Source organism: Catellatospora sp. NPDC049133 (genome assembly GCF_040648455.1).
GTDB classification, from domain to species: Bacteria; Actinomycetota; Actinomycetes; order Mycobacteriales; family Micromonosporaceae; genus Catellatospora; species Catellatospora aurea.
Genome location: NZ_JBEZDT010000005.1, coordinates 61,438 through 84,874 on the forward strand (window position 1 = coordinate 61,438; position 23,437 = coordinate 84,874).

Annotated in this window: 24 protein-coding genes; 15 read left to right on the forward strand and 9 right to left on the reverse strand. The window is 71.9% G+C overall.

Translation table 11 applies throughout. From position 1 onward, the window contains the following. Nucleotides 1-278: 278 nt before the first annotated feature. The 6 genes from AB0B35_RS06935 to AB0B35_RS06960 are packed head-to-tail and all read left to right on the forward strand — an operon-like array spanning nucleotide 279 to nucleotide 6,341. Nucleotides 279-1,337 carry an ABC transporter substrate-binding protein gene (locus AB0B35_RS06935; RefSeq protein WP_361041737.1) on the forward strand — a complete coding sequence of 353 codons (1,059 nt, stop codon included), beginning with the start codon at nucleotides 279-281 and terminating at the stop codon, nucleotides 1,335-1,337. Continuing rightward, entirely contained in the window at nucleotides 1,334-2,173 is an 840-nt protein-coding gene (locus AB0B35_RS06940; protein ID WP_361041739.1) for an ABC transporter permease, read from the forward strand. The genes AB0B35_RS06935 and AB0B35_RS06940 overlap by 4 nt, the downstream gene beginning before the upstream one ends. Then, on the forward strand, nucleotides 2,149-2,883 hold the full coding sequence (locus AB0B35_RS06945) for an ABC transporter ATP-binding protein (RefSeq protein WP_361041741.1): 735 nt from the start codon (nucleotides 2,149-2,151) through the stop codon (nucleotides 2,881-2,883). Before AB0B35_RS06940 ends, AB0B35_RS06945 begins: the two co-directional genes overlap by 25 nt. Then, the gene (locus tag AB0B35_RS06950) at nucleotides 2,880-4,214 is read left to right on the forward strand and encodes an LLM class flavin-dependent oxidoreductase (protein ID WP_361041743.1); all 1,335 of its coding nucleotides are present in this window, start codon (nucleotides 2,880-2,882) and stop codon (nucleotides 4,212-4,214) included. The genes AB0B35_RS06945 and AB0B35_RS06950 overlap by 4 nt, the downstream gene beginning before the upstream one ends. 19 nt (nucleotides 4,215-4,233) lie before the next feature. Beyond that, nucleotides 4,234-5,277 carry an aldo/keto reductase gene (locus AB0B35_RS06955; protein WP_361041745.1) on the forward strand — a complete coding sequence of 348 codons (1,044 nt, stop codon included), beginning with the start codon at nucleotides 4,234-4,236 and terminating at the stop codon, nucleotides 5,275-5,277. Continuing rightward, nucleotides 5,277-6,341, forward strand: a complete 1,065-nt coding sequence (locus tag AB0B35_RS06960; protein ID WP_361041748.1) for an LLM class flavin-dependent oxidoreductase — start codon at nucleotides 5,277-5,279, stop codon at nucleotides 6,339-6,341. Before AB0B35_RS06955 ends, AB0B35_RS06960 begins: the two co-directional genes overlap by 1 nt. A gap of 5 nt (nucleotides 6,342-6,346) precedes the next feature. Here AB0B35_RS06960 and AB0B35_RS06965 read toward each other — a convergent pair whose 3' ends face one another. The 4 genes from AB0B35_RS06965 to AB0B35_RS06980 all read right to left on the reverse strand — a co-directional run bounded on the left by AB0B35_RS06965 (nucleotide 6,347) and on the right by AB0B35_RS06980 (nucleotide 9,261). Beyond that, a complete protein-coding gene (locus AB0B35_RS06965) occupies nucleotides 6,347-6,757 on the reverse strand; it encodes a tautomerase family protein (protein WP_361042168.1) in 411 nt (136 codons plus the stop codon). A gap of 118 nt (nucleotides 6,758-6,875) precedes the next feature. Next, entirely contained in the window at nucleotides 6,876-7,229 is a 354-nt protein-coding gene (locus tag AB0B35_RS06970) for a UBP-type zinc finger domain-containing protein (protein ID WP_361041751.1), read from the reverse strand. 189 nt (nucleotides 7,230-7,418) lie between these two features. Continuing rightward, nucleotides 7,419-8,492: an LLM class flavin-dependent oxidoreductase gene (locus AB0B35_RS06975; RefSeq protein WP_361041753.1), complete on the reverse strand. Its 1,074-nt coding sequence runs from the start codon at nucleotides 8,490-8,492 to the stop codon at nucleotides 7,419-7,421. 145 nt (nucleotides 8,493-8,637) lie between these two features. Next, nucleotides 8,638-9,261 (reverse strand): TetR/AcrR family transcriptional regulator, encoded by a 624-nt coding sequence (locus AB0B35_RS06980; protein WP_361041755.1) that lies wholly within the window; start codon nucleotides 9,259-9,261, stop codon nucleotides 8,638-8,640. Between the two features lie 122 nt (nucleotides 9,262-9,383). Between AB0B35_RS06980 and AB0B35_RS06985 the strand changes: the two genes are divergently transcribed. The 3 genes from AB0B35_RS06985 (at nucleotide 9,384) to AB0B35_RS06995 (ending at nucleotide 12,414) form a co-directional block, all read left to right on the forward strand. Continuing rightward, nucleotides 9,384-11,615 carry a glycoside hydrolase family 3 C-terminal domain-containing protein gene (locus tag AB0B35_RS06985; RefSeq protein ID WP_361041758.1) on the forward strand — a complete coding sequence of 744 codons (2,232 nt, stop codon included), beginning with the start codon at nucleotides 9,384-9,386 and terminating at the stop codon, nucleotides 11,613-11,615. 68 nt (nucleotides 11,616-11,683) lie between these two features. Further along, nucleotides 11,684-12,004 (forward strand): sulfatase-like hydrolase/transferase, encoded by a 321-nt coding sequence (locus tag AB0B35_RS06990; protein WP_361041760.1) that lies wholly within the window; start codon nucleotides 11,684-11,686, stop codon nucleotides 12,002-12,004. Beyond that, a complete protein-coding gene (locus tag AB0B35_RS06995; protein WP_361041762.1) occupies nucleotides 12,001-12,414 on the forward strand; it encodes a hypothetical protein in 414 nt (137 codons plus the stop codon). Before AB0B35_RS06990 ends, AB0B35_RS06995 begins: the two co-directional genes overlap by 4 nt. A 9-nt stretch (nucleotides 12,415-12,423) precedes the next feature. Here the strand turns inward: AB0B35_RS06995 and AB0B35_RS07000 are convergent, their stop codons facing one another. Continuing rightward, nucleotides 12,424-12,696, reverse strand: coding sequence for a GlsB/YeaQ/YmgE family stress response membrane protein (locus tag AB0B35_RS07000; RefSeq protein ID WP_361041764.1), 273 nt, complete (start codon nucleotides 12,694-12,696; stop codon nucleotides 12,424-12,426). Nucleotides 12,697-12,844: 148 nt separating this feature from the next. Here AB0B35_RS07000 and AB0B35_RS07005 point away from each other — a divergent pair, with 148 nt between their 5' ends. The 5 genes from AB0B35_RS07005 to AB0B35_RS07025 all read left to right on the forward strand — a co-directional run bounded on the left by AB0B35_RS07005 (nucleotide 12,845) and on the right by AB0B35_RS07025 (nucleotide 15,370). Further along, entirely contained in the window at nucleotides 12,845-13,195 is a 351-nt protein-coding gene (locus AB0B35_RS07005) for a hypothetical protein (protein WP_361041767.1), read from the forward strand. A 79-nt stretch (nucleotides 13,196-13,274) separates the two neighbouring features. After that, nucleotides 13,275-13,838 carry a signal peptidase II gene (locus tag AB0B35_RS07010; protein ID WP_361041769.1) on the forward strand — a complete coding sequence of 188 codons (564 nt, stop codon included), beginning with the start codon at nucleotides 13,275-13,277 and terminating at the stop codon, nucleotides 13,836-13,838. 49 nt (nucleotides 13,839-13,887) lie between these two features. Continuing rightward, the gene (locus AB0B35_RS07015; protein WP_361041772.1) at nucleotides 13,888-14,154 is read left to right on the forward strand and encodes a DUF2283 domain-containing protein; all 267 of its coding nucleotides are present in this window, start codon (nucleotides 13,888-13,890) and stop codon (nucleotides 14,152-14,154) included. 170 nt (nucleotides 14,155-14,324) lie between these two features. Continuing rightward, on the forward strand, nucleotides 14,325-14,894 hold the full coding sequence (locus tag AB0B35_RS07020; RefSeq protein ID WP_361041775.1) for a hypothetical protein: 570 nt from the start codon (nucleotides 14,325-14,327) through the stop codon (nucleotides 14,892-14,894). Between the two features lie 56 nt (nucleotides 14,895-14,950). Continuing rightward, complete coding sequence (locus tag AB0B35_RS07025; protein ID WP_361041777.1) at nucleotides 14,951-15,370, forward strand: hypothetical protein; 420 nt, start codon at nucleotides 14,951-14,953, stop codon at nucleotides 15,368-15,370. A 14-nt stretch (nucleotides 15,371-15,384) separates the two neighbouring features. On the opposite strand, the gene trpD is transcribed toward AB0B35_RS07025, so the two are convergent. Both trpD and AB0B35_RS07035 read right to left on the reverse strand, forming a co-directional pair. After that, complete coding sequence (trpD, locus tag AB0B35_RS07030; RefSeq protein WP_361041780.1) at nucleotides 15,385-16,407, reverse strand: anthranilate phosphoribosyltransferase; 1,023 nt, start codon at nucleotides 16,405-16,407, stop codon at nucleotides 15,385-15,387. 216 nt (nucleotides 16,408-16,623) lie between these two features. Then, nucleotides 16,624-20,334 carry a family 78 glycoside hydrolase catalytic domain gene (locus tag AB0B35_RS07035; RefSeq protein WP_361041782.1) on the reverse strand — a complete coding sequence of 1,237 codons (3,711 nt, stop codon included), beginning with the start codon at nucleotides 20,332-20,334 and terminating at the stop codon, nucleotides 16,624-16,626. 143 nt (nucleotides 20,335-20,477) lie between these two features. On the opposite strand from AB0B35_RS07035, the gene AB0B35_RS07040 reads away from it, so the two are divergent. Then, on the forward strand, nucleotides 20,478-21,290 hold the full coding sequence (locus tag AB0B35_RS07040) for a hypothetical protein (protein WP_361041785.1): 813 nt from the start codon (nucleotides 20,478-20,480) through the stop codon (nucleotides 21,288-21,290). A gap of 45 nt (nucleotides 21,291-21,335) precedes the next feature. Here AB0B35_RS07040 and AB0B35_RS07045 read toward each other — a convergent pair whose 3' ends face one another. Both AB0B35_RS07045 and cydB read right to left on the reverse strand, forming a co-directional pair. Further along, entirely contained in the window at nucleotides 21,336-22,358 is a 1,023-nt protein-coding gene (locus AB0B35_RS07045) for an endonuclease/exonuclease/phosphatase family protein (protein ID WP_361041788.1), read from the reverse strand. A gap of 75 nt (nucleotides 22,359-22,433) precedes the next feature. Then, nucleotides 22,434-23,435, reverse strand: a complete 1,002-nt coding sequence (gene cydB, locus AB0B35_RS07050; protein ID WP_360526483.1) for a cytochrome d ubiquinol oxidase subunit II — start codon at nucleotides 23,433-23,435, stop codon at nucleotides 22,434-22,436. Nucleotides 23,436-23,437 lie beyond the last annotated feature (2 nt).

The following is a 23,437-nucleotide window of genomic DNA, read 5'->3' on the forward strand; positions in this document are numbered from 1 at the left end:
GCGTCTCCGGCATGACCACTCGGCAGACCCCGCTCGACGCCACCGCAGTCGCGGTGTCGCGGGGCTGCTGCCGTTGCTGGACCACCGCCCGCGGCTGCTGCTGAGCAGCACCGCCTCCTTTCGCGACGAAGCCGACCACCGGCTGCCGCTTCTCTTCCCCGATCCACGGCCGTGCCATGCCGCGCCGTGCTCGTCCGTGCCCGGCCGACGCATGCCCGTCGGCGGGAAACCCTCATGCCGCCCTCCCCCTGCGTCCCCGAACGACGAAGGAGACCCCAGTGAAACCCCCACCCATGCACCGCCGCACGTTCCTGTCCGCGACGCTCGGCGCGGTCGCCCTGAGCCTGACCGCGTGCGCCCAGGACGAGCCGCCGAACGCGGCGCTGGCGCTCACCGCGCCCCTGCTGGAGTCCACGCCGACCGGCACCAGGCTGGTCGTGGGCGACAAGGAGCACCAGAAGGCGATCGAGTACTCCGGCGAGGCGAAGAACCTGACGTTCGAGGTGGAGTGGGCCAACCTCAGCGGCGGCCCGCAGACGCTGGAGGCGTTCCGTGCCCGGGCGCTGGACATCGGCTCGGTCGCCGACATCCCGCCGATCCACTCGCACTGGACCGGCATCCCCACGAAGATCGTGGCCTCGAAGTTCCGCCAGGACCCGCTCGGCCACGCCATCTACCGGCTGGGCATCGCGCCCGGGGTCGCCGTCGCCGCGCTCGGCGACATCCGGGGCAAGAAGGTCGCCTACAGCCCCGGCCAGGCACAGGGCGCGCTGGTGCTGCGGGTGCTGCACAAGGCAGGACTGGCCAAGCAGGACGTCGACCTGGTCGAGCTGCCGAGCACCGGCGACGTCTACGTCAACGCGCTCGCCGCCCGGCAGGTCGACGTCGCCCCGATCGGCGGTGTGCAGGTCAAGCGGTACGAGACGAAGTACGGCAAGGACGGCGCGACGACGATCGCGCACGGGCTGCGCGACGACCCCGGCCACCTGTACGCGCCGGTCACCGTGCTCGCCGACCCGGCGAAGGCGGCCGCGATCCGCCAGTACGTGCAGGTGTGGGCGCGAGCCTGGCGTTGGCGCGAGGCCAACCCCGACGAGTGGATCGAGCGGTACTACGTCAAGGACCAGGGGCTGACCGTCGAGGACGGCCGGTGGATCGTGGCCAACTCCGGTGTCGCCGACATCCCGCCCACCTGGACCGACGCGATCTCCCGCCACCAGGAGACCATCGACCTGCTGGCCAAGGAGACGGGCAACAAGCCGCTGAAGGCCGAGGACCTGTACGACCGGCGGTACGAGACCGTCGCCGCCGACGCGCTCGCCGGAGGCGCCCGATGACCGCGTCGGTGCTCACCAGGCCGCGCACGTCCGCGGCGGCCGTACCCGCTCGCAGGCCGCGCCGCCGGCTCGGGCCCGGCCGGGCCATCCCGTTCGGGGCGGTCCTCGGCCCGGTGCTGCTGCTGTCGCTGTGGGCGATCGGCTCGGCGGCAGGCTGGCTCGACACCCGCACCCTGTCCGCCCCCTGGACCGTCGTGACCACCGCGGGCGAACTCGTCGCCGACGGTCGGCTGCAGGAGAACCTCGCCGTCTCGGCCCAGCGGGCCGGACTCGGCCTGGCCATCGGCACCGCCATCGGCACCGTGCTCGCCCTCATGTCCGGCCTGAGCCGGTGGGGCGAGGCGATTCTCGACGGGCCGGTCCAGATCAAACGCGCCATCCCGGGCGTCGCGCTGATCCCGCTGCTCGTGCTCTGGCTCGGCATCGGCGAACAGATGAAGGTCATCACGATCGTGCTCGGCGTGTTCGTGCCGGTCTACATCCACACCCACAACGGCCTGCGCAGCATCGACAGCCGGTACGTCGAGCTGGGCGAATCGCTGCGGCTGCGGCCGGGGGTGTTCCTGCGCCGGATCGTGCTGCCCGGGGCACTGCCGGGCTTCCTGCTCGGGATGCGCTTCGCGGTCGTCGGGGCGTGGCTGTCCCTGGTGGTCGTCGAGCAGATCAACTCCACCAGCGGGATCGGCTACATGATGGAACTGGCCCGCCAGTACGGCCAGACCGACGTCATCATCGTCGGCCTCGTGCTGTACGGCCTGCTCGGGCTGCTGTCCGACGGCGCCGTGCGGCTCGCGCAGAGGAAGGCGCTGTCATGGCGACGCACCCTGGCGGACTGACTGGCACCCGCACGGTGCGCACCCGGGGGCTGCGGCGCGGCTTCGGCGAGCGGACCGTCCTGGACGGCCTCGACCTGGAGATCGGCGCGGGCGAGTTCACGGCCCTGCTGGGCCGCAGCGGCTCGGGCAAGAGCACCCTGCTGCGCGCGCTGGCGGGCCTGGATCGCGACGTGGCCGGCTCCGGCGTCATCGACGTGCCGGAGAAGTCCTCGGTCGTGTTCCAGGACGCCCGGCTGCTGCCCTGGCAGCACGTGCTCGACAACGTCGTGCTCGGCCTGTCCGGACCGGACGCGGCGCAGCGGGGCCGGGCCGCCCTGGCCGAGGTCGGCCTGTCCGGGCGCGAGCAGGCCTGGCCGCACCAGCTGTCCGGCGGCGAGCAGCAGCGCGTCGCGCTGGCCCGCGCCCTGGTCTCCGAACCGGACCTGCTGCTGGCCGACGAGCCCTTCGGCGCGCTGGACGCGCTGACCCGGCTGCGCATGCACGACCTGCTGCGCGAGCTGTGCCGGCGGCACCGGCCCGCGGTGCTGCTCGTCACGCACGACGTCGACGAGGCCGTCACCCTCGCCGACCGGGTACTGGTGATCGACCAGGGCCGGATCACCGTCGACACCGCCATCGACCTGCCCGAACCCCGCTCCCACCGGCAGCCGCGGTTCCTGGCGTACCGGGAGTCGCTGCTGCGCTCGCTGGGCGTCGAGACGGAAGGATGACCATGCTGCACCTCAACGCGTTCCTGATGGGCGTCGGCCACCACGAGGCCGCCTGGCGGCTGCCGGAGAGCGACCCGTTCGCGCAGACCGACGTCGAGCACTTCAAGCGCCTGGCCCGCATCGCCGAGCGAGGAAAGCTCGACTCGCTGTTCCTCGCCGACAGCCCCGTGCTCTGGAACAGCATCGGGCGGCGGCCCTCCGGCACCCTCGAACCGACCGTGCTGCTCACCGCGCTGGCCGGGGCGACCGAGCACATCGGGCTGATCGCGACCGCGTCGACCACCTACAACGAGCCGTTCAACCTGGCCCGCCGGTTCGCGTCGCTGGACCACGTCAGCGGCGGCCGGGCCGGCTGGAACATCGTCACCACCGCCGGTGTGGACGCGGCCCGCAACTTCAACCTCGACGAGCTACCCGCCCACCGGGAGCGGTACGAGCGGGCCGCCGAGTTCGTCGACGTGTCGCTGAAACTGTGGGACAGCTGGGACGACGCCGCTCCGCTGGGCGACAAGGACGGCGGCCGGTGGGGCGACGACACGCTGCTCTACCCGCCGGAGCACACCGGACGGCACTTCCGGGTCGCCGGGCCGCTCAACGTGCCGCGCTGCCCGCAGGGCCACCCGCTGCTGGTGCAGGCGGGCTCGTCCGAGGACGGCAAGGAGCTGGCCGCCCGGTACGCCGAGGCGGTCTTCACCGCCCAGCAGACCCTCGCCGAGGCGCAGGCGTTCTACCGGGACCTCAAGTGGCGCACCGCGCAGGCCGGCCGCGACCCGGACACGATCAAGATCCTGCCGGGCATCGTGCCGGCGATCGGCTCCACCGAGGCCGAAGCCCTCGCGCTGGAGGCCGAGCTGGACCGGCTGATCAAGCCGGAGTACGCGCGAAAGCAGCTCGCCACCACGCTGCGGGTCGCCCCCGAGGACCTCGACCTGGACCGGGAACTGCCCGCCGACCTGCCCGACGAGGACGAGATCGAGGGCGCGAAGAGCCGGTACACGCTGATCGTCACGCTGGCCCGGCGGGAGCGGCTGACCGTACGCCAGCTCATCGGCCGGCTCGGCGGCGGGCGCGGCCACCGCACCTTCGCCGGCACGCCGGAGCAGGTCGCCGACGCCATCGAGGAGTGGTACCGCAGCGGCGCGGCCGACGGCTTCAACATCATGCCGCCGGTGCTGCCGTCGGGCCTGGAGACGTTCGTCGACCACGTCGTGCCGATCCTGCAGCACCGCGGCCTGTTCCGCACCGAGTACACCGGCACCACCCTGCGCGAGCACTACGGACTGCCCCGCCCCGCCAACCGCCACACGCGGCAACCCGCCGCCGCCCGCTGACCTCCAGAGAGGACCCATCATGGTCGACTACCGCCCCTTCGGACGCACCGGCGTGCAGATCAGCTCGCTGACGCTCGGCGCGATGAACTTCGGCGACCGGGGCAACCCGGACCACGAGGACGGCATCCGCATCATCCACCGGGCCCTCGACGAGGGCATCAACGCCATCGACACCGCCGACGTCTACTCCCACGGCGAATCCGAGCAGATCGTGGGCAAGGCGCTGGCCGGCGGGCGGCGCGACGACGTCTTCCTGGCCACCAAGTTCCACGGCCAGGTCGGCGAGAACCCCCAGCACCGCGGCAACTCCCGCCGCTGGATCCACCGGGCGGTGGAGAACAGCCTGCGCCGCCTGGGCACCGACTGGATCGACCTGTATCAGGTGCACCGGCCCGAGCCGGACACCGACTTCGACGAGACCCTGGGCGCGCTGTCCGACCTGGTACGCCAGGGCAAAATCCGCTACATCGGCACCTCGACGTTCGAGCCGTCGGCGATCGTGGAGGGACAGTGGATCGCGCAGCAGCGCGGCCGGGAACGGGTGGTCAGCGAGCAGCCGCCGTACTCGATCCTGGCTCGGGGTATCGAGCGGGAGGTGTTGCCGGTGGCGCAGCGATACGGCCTGGCGGTGATCCCGTGGAGTCCCCTCGCCGGTGGCTGGCTGTCCGGCCGGCAGCAGACCGGGGTGGACGGGCCGGTGTCCCGCCGAGCCGAGCGCTTCCCTGCCCGGTACGACCCCGCCGTGCCCGCCAACGCGAGCAAGCTGACCGCCGTCGCCGAGCTGACCGCGCTGGCCGACGAGGCCGGGCTGTCGCTGATCCACCTGGCGATCGCGTTCGTCCTGCAGCACCCGGCCGTCACCTCGGCCATCATCGGGCCGCGCACCCTGGCGCACCTGGAGTCCCAGCTCGGCGCGGGCAAGGTGACGCTGTCCGCGGACGTGCTCGACCGGATCGACGCCATCGTCCCGCCGGGCACCACGCTCAACCAGGCCGACGCCGGTTACGCGCCGCCGTCGCTGGCCGACCCCGCGCAGCGCCGCCGCGGTGCGAAGGAGGCCTGATGAGCGCCGAGTTCCTGTGGTACATCCCCAACCAGGCCAAGCCCGGCCATCGCGGTGACGACGTCGTCGACGGCCACAACAGCCTGCAAACCCTGGTCGGGCACGCCAAGGCGCTGGAGGAGCACGGCTGGGGCGGGGCGCTGCTCGGGACCGGGTGGGGACGGCCGGACACCTTCACCGTCGCCACCGCGCTGGCCACGCAGACCACGACGTTCCAGCCGCTGATCGCGATCCGGCCCGGCTACTGGCGGCCGGCCCACTTCGCCTCGGCCGCCGCGACCCTGGACCACCTCACCGGCGGGCGCGTGCTGGTCAACATCGTGTCGGGCAAGGACAACCTGGCCGCGTACGGCGACTCCGAGGGCGAGCAGGCGCAGCGCTACGACCGCACCCGGGAGTTCCTGCGGATCGTGCGCAGGCTGTGGACCGAGGAGAACGTGACGTACCACGGGGAGCACTTCGGGGTCACCGATGCCACCGTGGTGCCCCGCACGGTCGTGCGCGGCGACCGCAGGCACCCGCGCCTCTACTTCGGGGGCGCGTCCGAGGCCGCCGAGCAGGTCGCCGCCACCGACGCCGACGTGCAGCTGTTCTGGGGCGAGCCGCTCGACGGCGTACGCGAGCGCATCGAGCGGCTGCGGGAACTGGAGCAGAAGCTGGAACGCGAGCACGCGCCGCTGGAGTTCGGGCTGCGCGTCACCACCCTGGTCCGCGACACGACGGAGCTGGCCTGGGCCGATGCCGAGGCCAAGGTCGCGAAGATGGCCGACGGGCAGGACCCGGCAGCACGCGACCCGCGCTGGCGGGCCGCGGTCGGGCAGCGGCGGCTGCTCGACCTCGCCGAGCGGGGCGAGGTGCTCGACGACAACCTGTACACAGCTCCCGGCCGGTTCGGCGGCGGCGGTGCGGGCACCACATGGCTGGTCGGCTCGGCCGAGGACGTGGCGAGGTCACTGCGCAGGTATCAGCAGCTCGGGGTCACCCACTTCGTGCTCTCCGATACGCCATACCTGCCGGAGATCAGGCGGCAGGGCGACCAGCTGCTGCCGCTGCTACGCGACTGACCGGACTATTGCGCGGCAAGGGCGACCAGGTCGGCATAGCGCACGATCCTGCCGCCCGCGGCCCAGGTGCCGTCCGGCTGTTCGTGGATGAGCACCCAGACGCGCTGGGCGTCGGCGTCGGTCAGGCCCGCCGCGTCCAGCACGGCGGTCGTGATCTCGCCGACGAGCCCGGCCTTGCGGCGTTCGGACAGTGCGCCCACCGGAACGGTGATCTCCACCCGGAACCGGGGGGCGTCGTCCTCGGCGGTGGTCTGCGCCCCGGCGGGCAGCTCGTGCAGGTAGGTCCAGGCCAGGCTGCGGAACAGCGCGTTGTCCGGTGCGCCCTCCCAGCGCAGCAGCACCGCGGCCAGGGTCTTCTGGATGCTGTCACGGCCCGCAGGCGTGAGCGCGCCCGCGGGCGCGGTGAGCTGAATCATGGGCACGGGAGACTCCTGATGTGTGTATGGCAGTCCATGACGAGTGTCATCGTGCCAGTTCCACCGGAAGCCGAGCGCTCGGTGCTGTCGGCCGCGTGAGGAACTCCCCCGGCTGCGGTCACGGATGGAGTTTGGCCTGCCAGTCGGCAGGCACCCGGCCGCGAGGCCCCGGCGCGGGCTGGTCGACCGGGTGGTGGGTGGGCGACGCGAGCGCGGGACCGTGCATGAACGACTCGGTCCGGTAGTCCCAGAACCAGTCCTCGCCCGGTTCGAAGCTGCAGATGACGGAATGCCCGCTCGCCTTGGCATGACCGGTCGCGTGCTGGGCCGGGGAGTTGTCGCAGCAGCCGATGTGGCCGCAGGCCGTGCAGCGTCTCAGGTGGAACCACCACCCGCCGGTCTGGTCGCACTCCACGCAGCCCGCGCCGCTCGGCGGGACGCTCGGATCGATGACGGTCTCGTCGTATTTCATCTCGCACCTGCCCAGCGCGACAGCATGTGCGGCTGCCGCATGTCCAGGATGCCAGGGCCGCCGGTCCCGCCGCAGCCGGACGGCGGTCGCCACCCGCCAAGATCGTTCGACTTGCCAGGCAGGTGGGCGAAAGCGCACTCAAGATACGCACAGGTGCCTGGCAAGTCGAGCGATCTTGGGACGCGGGGGTCAGGCCGGGGCGGTGCGCACGAGTGGCAGCACGTGCTCGCCGACCCGGCGAGCCTCCTCCAGGTGCGGCCACGCGGACAGGATGAACTCGTCGACGCCGAGCGCCGCGTACTCACTGAGCCGCTCGGCGACTTCGGCGTAGCTGCCGACCAGGGCGGTGCCCGCGCCCTCGCGGACCAGGCCGACCCCGGCCCACAGGTTCGGCGCGATGACCAGGCCGTCGGCCCGGCCGGCGTGCAGGGCCGCCATGCGGGCCTGGCCGACCGACTCCATCCGGGCGAAACGCTGCTGGGCAGCGGCGATGCGAGCGGGGTCCATGCCCGACAGCAGCCGGTCTGCCTCGGCCCAGGCCTCCTGCGAGGTGGGCCGGGCGATGACATGGATGCGCAGGCCCAGCCGCAGGGTGCGGCCGTTCTCGGCGGCCAGGGCGCGCATCCGGGCGGCCCGCTCGCCGATCGCCGACGGCGGCTCGCCCCACATCAGGTACACGTCGGACAGCCGGGCCGCGACCTGCTCGGCGGCGGCGGACGCGCCACCGAAGTAGATCGGCGGGGCCGGGTCCAGCGCCGCGCCGAAGCCGCCGCCCTCCACCCGATAGTGCCCGCCCCGGTAGTCGAAGCGCTCCCCCGCCCAGCAGCGCCGGATCACCTCCAGGCACTCCGCGGTGCGGTCGTAGCGCGCGTCATGGTCGAGGAAGTCGCCGTACGCGCGCTGTTCCGCGCGGTCGCCGCCGGTCACCGCGTTGAGGGCCAGCCGTCCGCCGGACATCGCCTGGAACGCCTCGGCCTGCTGGGCGATCAGCGTGGGCAGCGCGAACCCGGTCCGGAATGCGACGAGCAGTTTGAGCCGCTCGGTGTGCTGGGCGACGGCGGCGCACACGATCCACGGGTCGGGGCAGGCCGCGCCGACCGGGGTCAGGGCCGCTGTGAAGCCCGACTGCTCGGCGGCGCGGGCGACGTCGGCGAGGTAGCCGATCGACGCCGTACGCGCGTGCCGGGCCGCGCCCGCCGCGACGGTGGCCGCGCCGACCTCATGGCCGTCACCTGACGTGGGCAGAAACCAGTGGAACGTCATCTGTGCTCTCCTCGGCTACCGGCCGGCTCTTTCCCACATCTCCGACCGGATTGCTAGCCTATTCGCCGCGCACCGAACGCGGTAGACCACGAAGCGATCACCCCTTGACGCTACCGGCCCGGCGGGGCGTGGACCGGGAACTCGGTCACCGGTCGGCGAACAGCAGCTCCGCCGCGTCCTCCCAGGCCTGGACCAGGTCGTTGGTCTGCGGGGAGCGCAGCCACTGGATCTGCAGGCCGTCCATCATGGCCATGAGCTGGCGGGCCAGCGCGTGCGGTTCGGCGGTGACGTCCTTGGCGAGCGCGGCGAACACGGCCAGCGTGTGCTCCTGGCGTGCGGCGAAGTAGTCGTGCGCGGGGTGGCTGGGCGCGAGCGACTCGGCTTCCAGGACGGCGAACAGCCGTACGATCTCGGGCTGCCCGGCGTTGCGGCGCACCAGCGCGGCGCACATCCGCCGCAGGTCAACGCCCGGCGGCAGCGCGCCGCCGGCCCACGGGGCGGTGAGGTCCCCGATGCCGAGCTGCGCGGCCAGCGACCGGGCGTCCTCGGCGTCGCGGTGCTCCAGGACGGCGACCAGCAGGCCGTCCTTGGAGCCGACGTGGTGCAGCAGGCCGGGCACGGTCAGCCCGCACCGGTCGGCGACGTCCTGCATCGACAGGCCCCAGAACCCGCGTTCGGCGATGAGCTCGGCGGTCGCCTCCATGATCTGGCGACGGCGTTGCGCCGCGGGCAGGCGGGCGCGCTCCCGCCGGTAGGCCGGCACGGTCATCGGCACGCCACCTTCCGCTGCACCCCTTGCCGCAGCGCGGCACAGGCCCTAGGTTACAGCCAGGCTACTACCTACTAGGTGCTAGGTAACGTCCGCCGGAGTCCACCCCAGGGAGGAACCACTTGACCACCGACGCGGGATCATCCCGGCTCACCACCGCTGAGCAGGCCGCGCTCACCAGCGGCGGCGACTTCTGGCACAGCTCCGCCGTCGCCGACCTGCCGAAGATCATGCTGACCGACGGGCCGCACGGCGTACGCAAGCAGATCGCGGACGCCAGCCAGCCCGGACTGCTGGCCAGCGAACCCGCGACCTGCTTCCCGCCCGCGGTGGCCCTGGGCTCGACCTGGGACCCCGACCTGGTCCGCCGGGTCGGCGAGGCGCTCGGCGACGAGGCCCGCGCCATGGGCGTGTCGGTGCTGCTCGGCCCCGGCATCAACCTCAAGCGCAGCCCGCTCGGCGGCCGCAACTTCGAGTACTACGCCGAGGACCCGCTACTCACCGGCGTGCTCGCCACCGAGTGGGTACGCGGCCTGCAGAGCCGCGGCGTCGGCGCGTCGCTCAAGCACTTCGCGGTCAACAGCCAGGAGACCGACCGGATGCGGGTCAGCGCCGACGTCGACGAGCGCACCCTGCGCGAGATGTACCTGCGCGCCTTCCAGCGGGTCGTGCGGCAGGCGCAGCCGTGGACCGTGATGTGCTCGTACAACCGGATCAACGGTGTGCACGCCTCGCAGGACCCCTGGCTGCTCACCACGGTGCTGCGCGACGAGTGGGGCTTCGAGGGCCTGGTCGTGTCCGACTGGGGCGCGGTCGTCGACCGGGTCGCCGCCGTACGCGCCGGACTCGACCTGACCATGCCGGGCCCCGACCACGCCGGAGACGAGGCGCTGGTGCGGGCCGTCGCCGACGGCACCCTGGACCCGGCAGCCCTGGACACCTCCGCCGCGCGGATGCGCGCCCTGGTCGAACGTTCGGTCGCGGCCCTGGACCCGGCCGCGAGCTACGACGCCGACGCCCACCACGCGCTGGCCCGCGAGGCCGCCGGACGTGGCATCGTGCTGCTCAAGAACGACGGCGACCTGCTGCCGCTGCCCCGCCAGGACATCACGATCGCCGTCATCGGCGAGCACGCCCGCACCCCGCGCTTCCAGGGCGGCGGCAGCTCGCAGATGAACCCGACCCGGCTCGACGACGCGTTGACCGAGATTACCGCGCTGTTCGACGGGCCGGTGCGCTTCGCCGCCGGCTACACCGCCGACGGTGCCGGCGACGAGCGGCTGACCGCCGAGGCTGTGGAGACCGCCCGGCGCGCCGACGCGGCCGTGGTGTTCATCGGCACCACCCAGGAGACCGAGGGCGCCGACCGGGACACCCTCGAACTGCCCGCCGCGCAGCTCGCGCTCGTCGCCGGGGTCGCCGCGGTCAACCCGAACACCATCGTGGTGCTGTCGCACGGCGCGGTCGCGCTCACCAGCCCGTGGGACCGCGACGTGCCCGCGCTCGTCGAGGGCTGGCTGCTCGGCCAGGCCGGCGGCGGGGCGATCGCGGACGTGCTGTTCGGCGTCGTCAACCCGTCCGGGCGGCTCACCGAGACGATCCCGCTCAAGCTCGCGCACCACCCGTCCCACCTGGACTTCCCCGGCGAGGCCAGCCACGTGCGCTACGGCGAGGGCATCCACGTCGGCTACCGCGGCTTCGACGCCCGTGAGCAGGAGGTCGCGTACCCGTTCGGCTTCGGCCTGTCCTACACCGCCTTCGCGTACGGTGACGCCACCGCGACGGCCGACGACGACGGGATCGAGGTGCGCGTCCCGGTGACCAACGCCGGCGGCCGGGACGGGCGCGAGGTCGTGCAGGTGTACGCGAGCCTGCCCGGCTCCCGGGTCCGGCGCGCGCCACGGGAGCTGAAGGGCTTCGCGCATGTCGCGATCGCGGCCGGGGAGACGGCCGACGTGGTGGTCCGCATCGACCGCGACGACCTCGCGTACTGGGACCCGAGTCTGCGCCGCTGGGCCGTCGAGGGCGGCGACTACCTGCTCGCCGTCGGCGCGTCGTCACGCGACCTGCGCTGCACCGTCACCGTGAAGGTGGACGGCGACGACACCCGGGTGCCGCTGACGGCCGAGTCGACGCTCGGCGAGTGGCTGTCCGACCCGCTGGGCGGGCAGGTGCTCGCGCAGGCGTTCGCCGCGGCGGCCGCCCAGGGCGGCGGCGGCCTGATCGGCATGGCCGCCGACCCGCAGATGTTCACCCTGATGGCCGGGGTGCCGTTGAGCCGGATGGCGGCGTTCCCGGGCAGCCCACTGACCCTCGAAACGATCGCGCAACTGGTCACCGCAGCCAATCCGTGACCGTGAAACCATGGCGCGGGCAGGCCGGTCGTCCGGTCCGCCCGCGCCGTTCACATTTCGCGGCCCGGGTGCGCATCACCGAGTTCCTCGGCCCGTCCGGCGACGACCTCCTGCCGACCACGTTCCAGACCCTGCCCGCGACGCTGCGCGACGCCGGCTACCGCACCTGCCTCATCGGCAAGTGGCGCCTGACCGAGACGTACAGCGGCCCGGTCCGCGACCGCCCCGGCGACCCCTGGTCGCACGGCTTCACCGACGTCATCGCCTCGGAGCAGAAGTACATCGCCGACGGCGACTACTTCCACCCGTACTTCATGCTGCCCGACCTGCCGCAGGGCTGCTGCGCTCCGACGTGGCCGCCACGCACACGAACGTCGCTGCCATCGTGAGCCAGCGCTCCTACGCCAACTCCGCCGCGACGGGCCAGGACAGCCTGTTCGCGGGGCTGGTCAAGGACGCGTCCAACTACGCCCTGGTCTGGTACAACCACAAGCTCAAGCGCGCGGGCTGGGACGTACGCGTCGGCGGGGTGCTGACCGGCAACCGCGTCACCCAACTCGACGGGCAGATCAACTATCCGGGTCCGAACGCCCGGCTGGCCTGCGTCCTGCACCGCGACGAGCTGACCGCGTACGCGATCGGCAACGACGGCGTGTGGCAGTACCTGTTCACCGCCGACGTCGGCCGGCACATCCGGTTGGACGACCCGGCCGTGCGCGCGACGTACCGCTACGGCTTCGGTGTCCGCGTCGACGGGGGCACGCTCACGGTCGAGCGCTTCGCCGTACGCCGCCGCTGACCGGGCTGCTCAGCGTGCACGGCGGCGCTGGATCGCGCCCCAGATCAGCAGCACGATCACAGCTCCGATCACCGAGCCGATCAGGCCGGACGGGCGCAGGGCCAGACCGTCGCCGCTCAGCAAGCTGATGCCCAGGCCGCCGACGAAGGAGCCGATCAGCCCGGCGGCCACCGCCTGCGGCCAGCGGATGTCACGGAAACCACCACCGCGCACGATCAACCACGCCAGCCAGCCGACCAGGAAGCCCCATACCAAGATCGCAAGAATCAGCACGTAACGCACCCTTCACGTCGGCAGGCGGCCGCCCCGATGCGCGAGACACCGCGATTACAGTGTCTCGTACTGATTTGAGATGTTATGCACGAATCGGCAAGACCTGCCGCCCACGGATGATCACCGCACGCGGCGGCCGCCGTTCTAGGCTCCTCCGATGACCTGGCTGCCGACCGACCTCGCCCCGCTGCTGGCACGCCTCTCCGGGCCCGACCCGCGCACCCGGGAGACCGCCGCCGAGCACCTGGCGGACCTGCCGCGCGCCGGCTTGCTGGGCCAGGAGCAGGCGGAACACGCCATCGGCAGGCTCGCCGACGTCGCGGTGGCGGAACACCCCGGCGCGGACGCCGCGGCAGCCCGGTACGCGATCGGCGAGGTGTGTGACGGGGTCTATCGCAACGCCGATCAGCGGGTGGGCATCGTCGCCCCGCACCTGGTCGGCTTCCTCGACCTGCTGCGGGCGGCAGTCCACGACCACGTCCGGACCGGCGCCCTGCCAGACCTGTGATCACAGCTCCCGGGGCGGCTCGCGCGTAGGTTAAGGTTGCCAGCCGGCGAGTCGGTCAACGGTGTACGGAGAGATCGTGATGGCAACAGGGCAGTCTGCTTCCACCGTCCCGGCGGCGGGACGCCGCGGCTCGCGGCTGTTCGTGCTGGTGCTCGTCCTGGCGGCCGTGCTGGTGGTGCTGGATCAGCTGACCAAGTGGTGGGCGGTGGCCGAACTGACCGGCCGCGCGCCGATCGACGTCATCGGCGACCTGCTGCAGCTGCGGCTGACCTACAACCCGGGGGCCGCCTTCTCCATCGGCACCGAGTACACCTGGGTGCTGACGCTGATCGCGGCCGCGGCCGTCGTGGCGATCATCTACGTCTCCCGCCGGGTGCAGTCGCGGGCCTGGGCGATCGGGCTCGGCATGATGCTCGGCGGAGCGTTCACCCACCTGCTGGACCGGCTGTTCCGGGAGCCCGGCTTCATGCGCGGGCACGTGGTGGACTTCATCGACTACGGCCCGTTCGTGGGCAACGTCGCGGACATCGCGCTGGTCGGTGGCGTGGCACTTATCCTGGTCCTCAGCCTGCGCAACATCCCGATGGCCGGGCCTGCCGCCGAGCCGGAGACCGCACCCGATCAGGCCGCCGAGACTCAGTGAGCCGTAGGCAGGGCAGCGGCGACACCCGTTCCGTGCGAGCCTGACGGCCATGTACGTGAAGGCTCGAATTCCACTGGTCTGCACCTACGACAGCGAAGCCGACGCGGCGTACGTCTACCTCGAGCACCCGCTCGCGGCCGGGGCGGCGAAGCAGATGATTCCCTTCGACCCGGCAGACGGCATGTTCAACCTGGATGCCGACGCCGAGGGCCGCATCCTCGGCCTGGAGATCCTCGATGCCCGCAGACACCTACCCCCTGCTCTCCTACAAGCAATCATGGACAGCAGCAAAGATCAAGTACATGAAACCCCATGACCTGCCCCGGATCTAGATGATTTGTTGTCGCCTGGACGACGAAAAATCATCTAGATCCAGTTGTATGCCGAAGGCAGGCCTGGACAAACGCCGGTTTAGGGGTTAACGGATGCGCCGCCGGGCGGAGTACTGGTCTGCGCGTCGGTGCACGGTCGCATATCGTGTCTGCCGTGAACGACGCGCAGGTGTGGTTCGATCGGGCTGACGACCTCGCCTCTCGCGGCGGTCACCAGGAAGAGGCCGAGCAGCTTCTTCGCGACGCGATAGCCGCCGGACATCGACCTGCGCTGGTGCGGCTGGCCGAGTTCCTGTGGCACGAGAGCAGCCGCGATCGGCAGGACGTCATCGTCGAGGTCGAGGAGTTGCTCTCCCAGGCGATCGAGGACGTACCTGGAGCAGCCAACGCGTTCGGCAACGTCCTGGCCGACACCGGGCAGGATCAGCGGGCGGAAGAAATGTTCCGCCGAGCGGTCGCCGACGGCGACCCGTACGCCGCGACGAATCTGGCGTCCGTGCTGCATGGACGCGGCACCGACCGGGCGGCCTACGAAGTCTTGCAGTCGGCGGCCAAGAACGGCGACGACCTCGCCTACCAGATACTCGGCCACAACCACGATCCGGACGAACCCGTATGGGCGGAGATCACCGCCGCCTGGTCGGGCGCACGGCCGACCGACGAGCCGCCCCAGCTGTTCTGCTACGTCCGTGGTTCCTGGGACCTGGACCTGACCGCCCGCTGAACGAACCCGGAGCGACCGGCGCGAGCCCGGTCGGCAAACTGTCGCGGGAGGGTCCCATGCGAGACGATCACCCGATCGACCGGCTCAGCGCCATGGTGGAAGGACGGACGTCCGGCCCGGTCGCCGACGCGATGCGAGTGTTGTCTCAGCAGTTGGCCCACCGGCGGCATTGGATCCTCGGGCCACCTGAACTGCTGAACGAATCAGGTGGCCCGCCGGGGTTCGTGCTGTCGATCCACACGGCGCGGCCACCCTGGGGCGAGGAGATGGATCCCGCGATCGACCGAGCCCACCTGGACGAGGTCAAGGACCTTCTCGGCGAGATCGGTCGATTCTCTGACGAGCATCATGTCTCGTTGGTAGTTGAATTCGCAGGGGAAGAGATCGGCACCGTCGAAGACGGTCACCTGGACGAGGCGCTCACGACCGGCTTGATCGGCGAGTGGGAACGCGTCCTGGATGAACGAGACCTGTAGGCCCGCTGCGGGAATCAGCAACTGGATGCGGTGATCCAGCGGTCGAGGGTCGTCGCGGCCGCCCCGGTGTCGATCGCGGTGGTGCAGCGGACCAGCGCAGCCGCGATCCGGTCGTCCAGGTCCCCGTCCCCGTCGGCCGTCGCGCAGGCCGCGGCCGCGTTGAGCAGCACCGCGTCGCGCACAGGGCCGCGCTGCCCGGCGAGCAGCGCGTGCACGACCGCGGCGTTGGCTGCCGCGTCGCCGCCGCGCAGGGCCCCGGGTGCGGACCGGGCGATGCCGAACCGCTCCGGGTCGAGCACCGCGTGCCGGACCTGCCCGTCGCGCACCTCCACGACCTGCGAGGTGGTGCTCGTGGACAGCTTGTCGAGGCCGTCGTCGCCGCGGACGACCAGCGCCCGGCAGCCGCGGGCGGCCAGCACGTACGCGAGCACCGACACGAACCGCGGGTCGGCCACCCCGACCAGCGCGTACGCGGGCCGGGCCGGGTTGATCAGCGGCGCGAGCACGTTGAAGATCGTCGGCACGCCCAGTTCGCGGCGTACCGGCCCGGCGTGGCGCATCCCGGCGTGGAAGGCCGGGGCGAACAGGTAGGCGATGCCGGCCTGCTCGGCGACCTTCGCGACCCGCGTGGGCGGCAGGTCGAGCGGGATGCCGAGGCGTTCGATGACGTCACCGGAACCGGCCGAGGTCGACGAGGCCGCCCGCCCGCCGTGTTTGGCCACGGTGAGGCCGGTCGCCGCGACGACGATCGCCGCCATGGTGGAGATGTTCACGGCCCCGGTGCCGTCGCCTCCCGTGCCGACGATGTCGACGGCCGGGCCGGGAAAGTCGACGGGCGCGGCGTGGGCCAGCAGCGCGTCCGCCGCACCGGCGACCTCCACGGCCGTTTCGCCCTTGGCGCGCAGCGCGACCAGGTACGCGGCGAGCTGCACCGGGGTGGTCTCGCCGCGCACGATCTGCGTCATCGCCCACGCGGACTCGGCGGCGGTGAGGTCGCGCCGGGCGAGCAGCGTGGAGAGGATCGTGGTCCAGGTCATCGTCAGTCCTCGAAGGTCGGGCGACCGGTCGAGGCCTGTCAACGACGACGGCCGCCTCGTCCGGAGGCGGCCGCGGTGTACGCGTGCAGGGAGTGACCGCCTAAGTGGCGGGCCACCAGCCCTGACGACGCGAGATCATGCGCGAACGGTAGCACGTGTCGACGGGCGGGACCGCCCCGGACGGGCCGGGGCGGTCCCTGGTTCAGCGACGCGTGGTCACGCCGGGGCGGTGAACACGTAGCTGCCCGAGGGCAGGTGGTACGACGCCGCGCCCTGGCCGTAGCCGAACGGCACGGCCTGCGCCGGTGCGGTGACCGCGGCCGCCGAGGCCGCCGGGACCCGTACCGTCGCCGAGGTGCCCGCCGGGACAGTGACCCGCAGCGTGAGCACCCCGCCGGACACCGACCAGTCGCTGACCGCCTGCCCGTACGGCGTCTGCATGGCCGACTTCGCCGAGGTCAGCCCGCCGCCGGGACGCGGCGCGACGAGCTGCGTCTGGTACCCGGGGCTGGCCGCGGACAGGCCGCCGACCTGCCGGTAGAGGAAGTCCCCGACCGAGCCGAGGCCGTAGTGGTTGAAGGAGTTCATCGACGGGGTCTGGAATGCGCCGTTGGTCTGGATGCCATCCCAGCGCTCCCAGATCGTGGTCGCCCCCTTGCTGAGCATGTAGCCCCAGCCGGGATAGCCGGGTTGCAGCAGGATCTGGTACGCGATGTCGGCCCGCCCGTTGTCGGCGAGCACCGGCAGCAGGTTCTCGACGCCGAGGAAGCCGACCGTCAGGTGCCCGCCGGACGCCGCGACCTCGGCGACGAGCTTGTTGACCGCCCCGGCGACCCGGCTGGCGGGCAGCAGCCCGAACGCCAGCGCCAGCACGTACCCGGTCTGGGTGTTGCCGGCGACGGTGCCGTCGGCGGCGACCCAGCGGTTGGTGAACGCCGTGGCGACCTGGTCGGCGAGCGTGCCGTAGCTGCTCGCCTGCGCGGTGCGCCCGGTCGCCGCGGCCATCCGCGACACCAGGCGCGCCGACCAGGAGAAGAACGCCGTGGCGATCAGGTCCCGGGCGGTGTCGTCGTTGACGTTGAGCCAGTCACCGTAGCCGCCGGTGTTGCGGATCAGGTCCGCGCCGGAGGTGGACCGCAGGTAGTCGACCCAGCGGGCCATCGCGTCGAAGTGCTGGTTGACGACGTTGAGGTCGCCGTAGCGCTGCCACAGGGTATACGGGACGATCACGCCCGCGTCGCCCCAGCCGGCCGTGCCCGCGCCGCAGCAGGCGTCGGGTGCGGTGTCGGTGAACGCGCCGTCGGCGTGCTGGGCGTCGGTCAGGTCGTCGGCGAACTTGTCCAGGAACGCCTGCATGTCGATGTTGAACGTGGACGTGGCCGCGAAGGAGGCGATGTCGCCGGTCCAGCCGAGCCGCTCGTCGCGGTTCGGGCAGTCGGTCGGGATGGACAGCATGTTGGAGCGCTGCCCCCAGACGATCGCCTGCTGGAGCTGGTTGATCAGGGTGTTGGAGGTGGTCAGCGTGCCCGGCTGGGACGCGCTGGTCCAGGCGGCCAGGCCGGTGACGGTGTCCAGGTTCGGGGTGCCCGGGAAGCCGGTCACCTCGACGTAGCGGTAGCCGTGCACGGTGAACCGCGGCGTCCAGACCTCCTGGGCGCCGGTTCCGGCCAGGGTGTATCGGTCGGTGGCCAGGCCCGCGGCGCGTAGGTTGTCGGTGTATATGGTGCCGTCGGCGTTGAGCACCTCGGCGTGGCGCATCGTGACCACGGTCCCGGCGGTTCCGGTGACCCGCAGCCGGTTCCAGCCGGTGAAGTTCTGGCCGAGGTCGAACACCCATACGCCGGGCTTGGGCTGGTTGAGCGAGACCGGGCGCAGCTCGCTCTGCACGGTGACGCCGTTGTCCACCTGCGACACCAGCCGGGGCGCGGTGCCGGTGCGGGCCGCGGCGGTAGCCCAGGAGGCGTCGTTGTAGTCCGGGCCGTCCCAGCCGTTGACGGTGAGCCGGTTGTCGTACTCCTCACCGGCGTACAGGTCCTCGGCGCGGATCGGGCCGGTGGCGACCTTCCACGTGTTGTCGGTGCGGATCACCGCGCTGGTGCCGTCGGTGTAGGTGATGTGCAGCTGGGCGGAGTACCACGGCTGGGTGCCGTAGCGCTGCGAGCCGGCCATGCCGAGGCTGCCCGAGTACCAGCCGCTGCCCAGCCACGCGCCGAGGGCGTTGGTGCCCTGCCGCAGCTGGCCGGTGACGTCGTACACCTTGTACTGCAGGCGCTTGTTGTAGTCGGTCCAGCCGGGCGCGAGCGCGTCCGCGCCGACCTTGGCCCCGTTGAGCCGGGTCTCGTGCAGGCCGAGGGCGGTGGTCAGCAGGCGGGCCGAGGCGACCGCCTTGCTGATCGTGAAGCCCTTGCGCAGCAGCGGAGCCGCCCGACGCACGACCACGTTGGACCCCCACGGACCGCTGCCGTACGCGGTGAGCGCTCGCGCGGCGGCCCAGCCGCTGTCGTTGAAGCCCACCTGCTGCCAGCCCGACGGGGCGGACTGGAACGCCTTCCAGCTCGCGTCGGTGGTGACGGTGGGGCCGCCGCCGATGGTGAGCTTGGCGATGACACCGGTCGGCGACTGGGTGGTGTTCTGCGCGGCGACCGCGATGACGTTGTTGCCCGTGGTCAGCCGGCCCGCCAGGTCGACGACCGTCGCCTGCTTCCACGAGTCGACGACCCGCGGCGAGCTGCTGACCTGCGTGCCGTTGACCCACACGTCGGCGGTGTCGTCGCCGGTGACGACCAGGCTCGCCTGGGCCGGCGCGCTCGACAGGCTCACGGTGCGGCGGAAGTAGCGGGTCATCGGCGGTAGTCCGGCGATCGGGTCGCCTTCGGGATACCAGATCCAGGTGGCGCCGCTCAGGCCGTCGGTGACGGCGGGCTGGCCGATGTAGGAGGCCTGCCATTCGGTGGCCGGGTTGCGCAGGCCGGTCTCGAAGAACTGGGTGGTGCTCCAGCCGCTGACGCGGCCGTGGGTGTCCCAGACCCGCACGCGCCAGTGGTAGCGGCGCAGCGAGGTCAGCGCGGGACCGGCGTAGGCGACGTCGACGGCCTGACGGCCGACGACCCGGCCGCTGTCCCACACGTCGCCGGTGCCGCTGCCCGCGTTGGCACTGCTGCTGGCCACGATCACCTGGTACGCGGCCTGGAACTGCTGGCCGGTGCCGGAGGTCAGCTTCCAGCCGAACCGGGGCACGGCGGCGTCCACGCCCAGCGGGTTGACGCGCCGCTCGACGGTCGCCTCCCCCACCGCGAACGGCGAGGTGCCGGAACCCGCCGGTGCGATCACCGAGCTGTTCCACGGGGCGACGCCGTAGGCCCCCAGGTCGGCGGCGGCGGGCCAGCCGCTGTCGTTGAATCCGGGCTGCTCCCAGCCGGTCGCGGGGCTCTGCGACGCCTTCCAGCCGCCGTCGGTGATCAGGTCGGTGGTGCCGCCCGCAGTGGTCACCTGCACCCGGCCGAGCAGGCCCGCCGGGCCGGACGCGGTGTTCTGCGCGGCGATCGCCAGGGTGTTCGTCCCGCTGACCAGGGCGGGGGCCAGGTCGATGTAGAGGGCGTTCTTCCAGGAGTCGACGGCCCGGGGCGACCCTGCGAGGGGTTTGCCGTTGAGCCACACGTCGACCGTGTCGTCGCCGGTCACGACGAGCTGTGCGTCGGTGACCGTGCCGGCGGGCGCGGTGAAGGTCTTGCGGAAGTAGCGGTGGGCGGCGGGCGCGGTGGTGCGCGGGTCGCCCTCGGGATACCAGATCCAGTGCGCGCCGCTGACGCTGACCGGGGTGGCGGCGGCAGCGGGTACGGCGGACAGGACGGCGGTGGCGGTGAGCAGGACGGCGAGGACGGCTGCCAGTCGTCCACGGGGGCTGGATACGGGATCGGGACGGTGCATGGCGTCTCCTTATGAGAAGATCGCGTCGATTAAAACGTTTCATTGCACGGCCGGTGCCCAGACCCTAGGGCGCTCAATTAACGCTGTCAATATCTCGCGGTAACGCCTGCGACATACCCGCCAAGGTCAGTTAGCCTGCACCTATGTTGATCTCGGCTGGACCGGTTCAGTCGCTCGGCACCGAGTCCGAGCCGCGGCTGCGTTTCGGCGAGGACGCCAAACCCGACGGCGCCTGGCGCGGCCGCCGGTTCCTGTGGCTGGGCGACAAGCCCGCCTACGAGCTGAGCTTCTGGTGCGGCACCTGCGCGTTCCTGTTCGAACGCATGGAGGGCGCGAACGAGACGTGCTCCATCGCCGACGTCGAGCACCGGCTCACCGACGGCCTGCACGACATCGACCAGGACGTGGTGACCCGGTTCAGTGAACTTCTGCCGCGCGGGGACTATCTGCCCCTGCTGCTGTCGGTCGAACCCCGGCTGGTCCGCCCCTCGCAGCCCGGCGACTACTTCGCCGAGGAGCAGGTCGCCGTCTGGGGTATGAACAACTTCTGGGACCTGCCGGAGAATCCGCGCACGCCCTATTACCGCACCTTCGGCACCAGGGTCGACGACGGCACGCACCTGTTCGAGTTCGTCGTGCCGATGGTGCCGCCGTCCTGGAACGAGGCCGCCCGCGTCGCGGCCCACGCCGAGGCGCTCGCCGAGCGGAGCACGATGACCGCGGTCGCGGTGTCGATCCTCGACATCTGCGCGCCCGCCGCCAACATCACCGGCGAGTACGCCACCCACTGGGCGCTGACGCACTTCCTGCTCGACGGCAACCACAAGATGCAGGCGGCCGCCCAGACCGGACGGCCGCTCCGGCTGCTGTCACTGCTGTCCGTCGACGCGAGCCTGGCGTTGCCAAATCAAGTCGCCCGGATACCCGAGCTGCGTGCCGGACGCTTTCTCGCATAGGCGTCCGGTGACTCCAGCAGGTCCTGTGCCCGCTCCCTTGGGGCATTACGCGGGCGGCACCGCCAGGACGGCGACGACCGCCCGGTGGTCGGTGCCCGGCACGGTGCGTTCGCCGACGGAGACGCCCACCAGGCCGGACCCGTGCAGGACGTGGTCGAGCTGCACCAGGGGCGGCACGAGAGTCTTGCCCACGGGCCAGGTGCGGGCCCAGCCACGGCCCAGCTCGGCGTGGGTGTCGACGAGGCCCGCCGTAAGCAGGTCGCGCATCGGCGCGTGGTCCAGTGTGGCGTTGAAGTCGCCCAGGAACACCATGTCCGGGCCGGCCGAACGGGCGACGTCGGCGAGCGCGGCCATGTCCCGGGTCCACCGCTGCGGGTCGCCGACCGGGTAGTACGTGTGCACGGCGATCAGGCGTACGGTGCGCCCGCCGACGGTCACCGCCGCAGTGGTCTGCGGCCAGGCGGTGTCGGCGTTCAGCGGCCCACTGAGAGACAGCGGCAGCCGCGAGTAGATCGAGGAGTCGTACTCGGGGCGCAGCTCATGGTGGGGCAGCAGCCGGTCCAGCCCGGCTTCGGTGAGCGCGGCGATGCCCGCGGTCGGCAGCTGCTGCACGGCGAGCACGTCGATGCGCTCTTCGCGGACCAGGCGCACCAGCTCCTGCGGGTCCGCGCCGCCGACGTTGGCGTTGATCGTGGCCACCCGCAGCTCGACCGCCCCTGGCGGGACCTGCCGCCCGTCCGGCAGGAACCGGGGAGTCAGCACCGCGACCTGGGCGGCCACGAGCAGGGCGGCGGCGATCACCGCCCATCGCGAGCGCAACGCGGGGACGGCGAGCATGACGCCCAGACCGAGCACGCTGAGCGCTGCCGCGTACGGGACCAGCACCACGGGCACCGCCAGCGGGGTTCCCGCGTCCAGGCCGGTGAGCCGGACGAGGAGCAGCCCGCCCGACACCGCGCCGACGACACCGAGCGCCCACCGGGCGAGCGTCAGGGGGGCTCGTCCGCGCCGCCTGCCGGTTCCGGCTTGGCCGGATGCTCCCGCGGGGGCGACGGCGGTGTCTGTCAACTGTCCTCCCCCATGACCCGAATCCGGCGATCATAGCGTCTTTTGATCACGCGGCCGGGTCGGCGGCGGAGCGGGTCACTCGTCGCCGAGGTCGGCGGCGGTGATGCGCCGGCGGAAGACGTGGTAGGTCCAGCCCTGGTAGAGCAGGACCACCGGGAGCAGGACGACGAGGACCCAGGTCATGACCGTGAGGGCGTAGGAGCCGGACGCGGTGTTGGCCAGGGTGAGGTCGTTGGCCTCGCCCAGGGTGGAGACCATGACGCGCGGGTAGAGGTTGGTGAAGATGACCAGCACGCTGGTGGCCATGGCGAAGGTCGTGGCGGTGAACGCCCAGCCTTCCTTGCCTTCCTTGACCAGCCACGCGGCGGCGAGCACGGCCAGCACCGCGGCGATCTCGATGACGTTGGGGAAGAAGCCCTTGCCCGACAGGACGTGGGACCAGGTGATGTAGATCAGCACCGCGAGCGCGGTGAACGGGGCGACCCGGCGGGTGAGGCGGGTGGCGCGTTCGCGAACGTCGGCGGTGGTCTTCAGGGCCAGGAACGTGGCGCCGTGCAGCGCGCACAGCAGCACGAAGGTGAGGCCGACGAACAGCGAGTAGGGCGGCAGCAGGTCGGCGAAGGTGCCCGCGTACTCCTGGTCGGCGCCGATCGGCAGGCCGTGCAGGAGGTCGCCGAGCCCGACGCCGAGCACGAAGGGTGCCACGACGCTGCCGACGGTCATGAGGGTGCTCCAGGTGCGCCGCCAGCGCGGGTGGGCGTCCTTGTTGCGGTATTCGAAGGCCATGCCGCGGACGATGAGCGCGACCAGCGCCAGCACGAGGGCGAGGTAGAGGGCGGAGAACATGGTCGCGTACCAGCCGGGGAACGCCGCGAACATGGCCGCGGCGGCGACGACGAGCCAGACCTCGTTGCCGTCCCACAGCGGTCCGATGGAGCCGACGGCCATCTGCCGGCCGGCGTCGTCGCGGCCGACGACGCCGTGCAGCATGCCGACCCCGAAGTCGAAGCCTTCCAGGATGAAGAAGCCGGTCCACAGCACGGCGATGGCGATGAACCAGATGTCGGGCAGTGTCATGG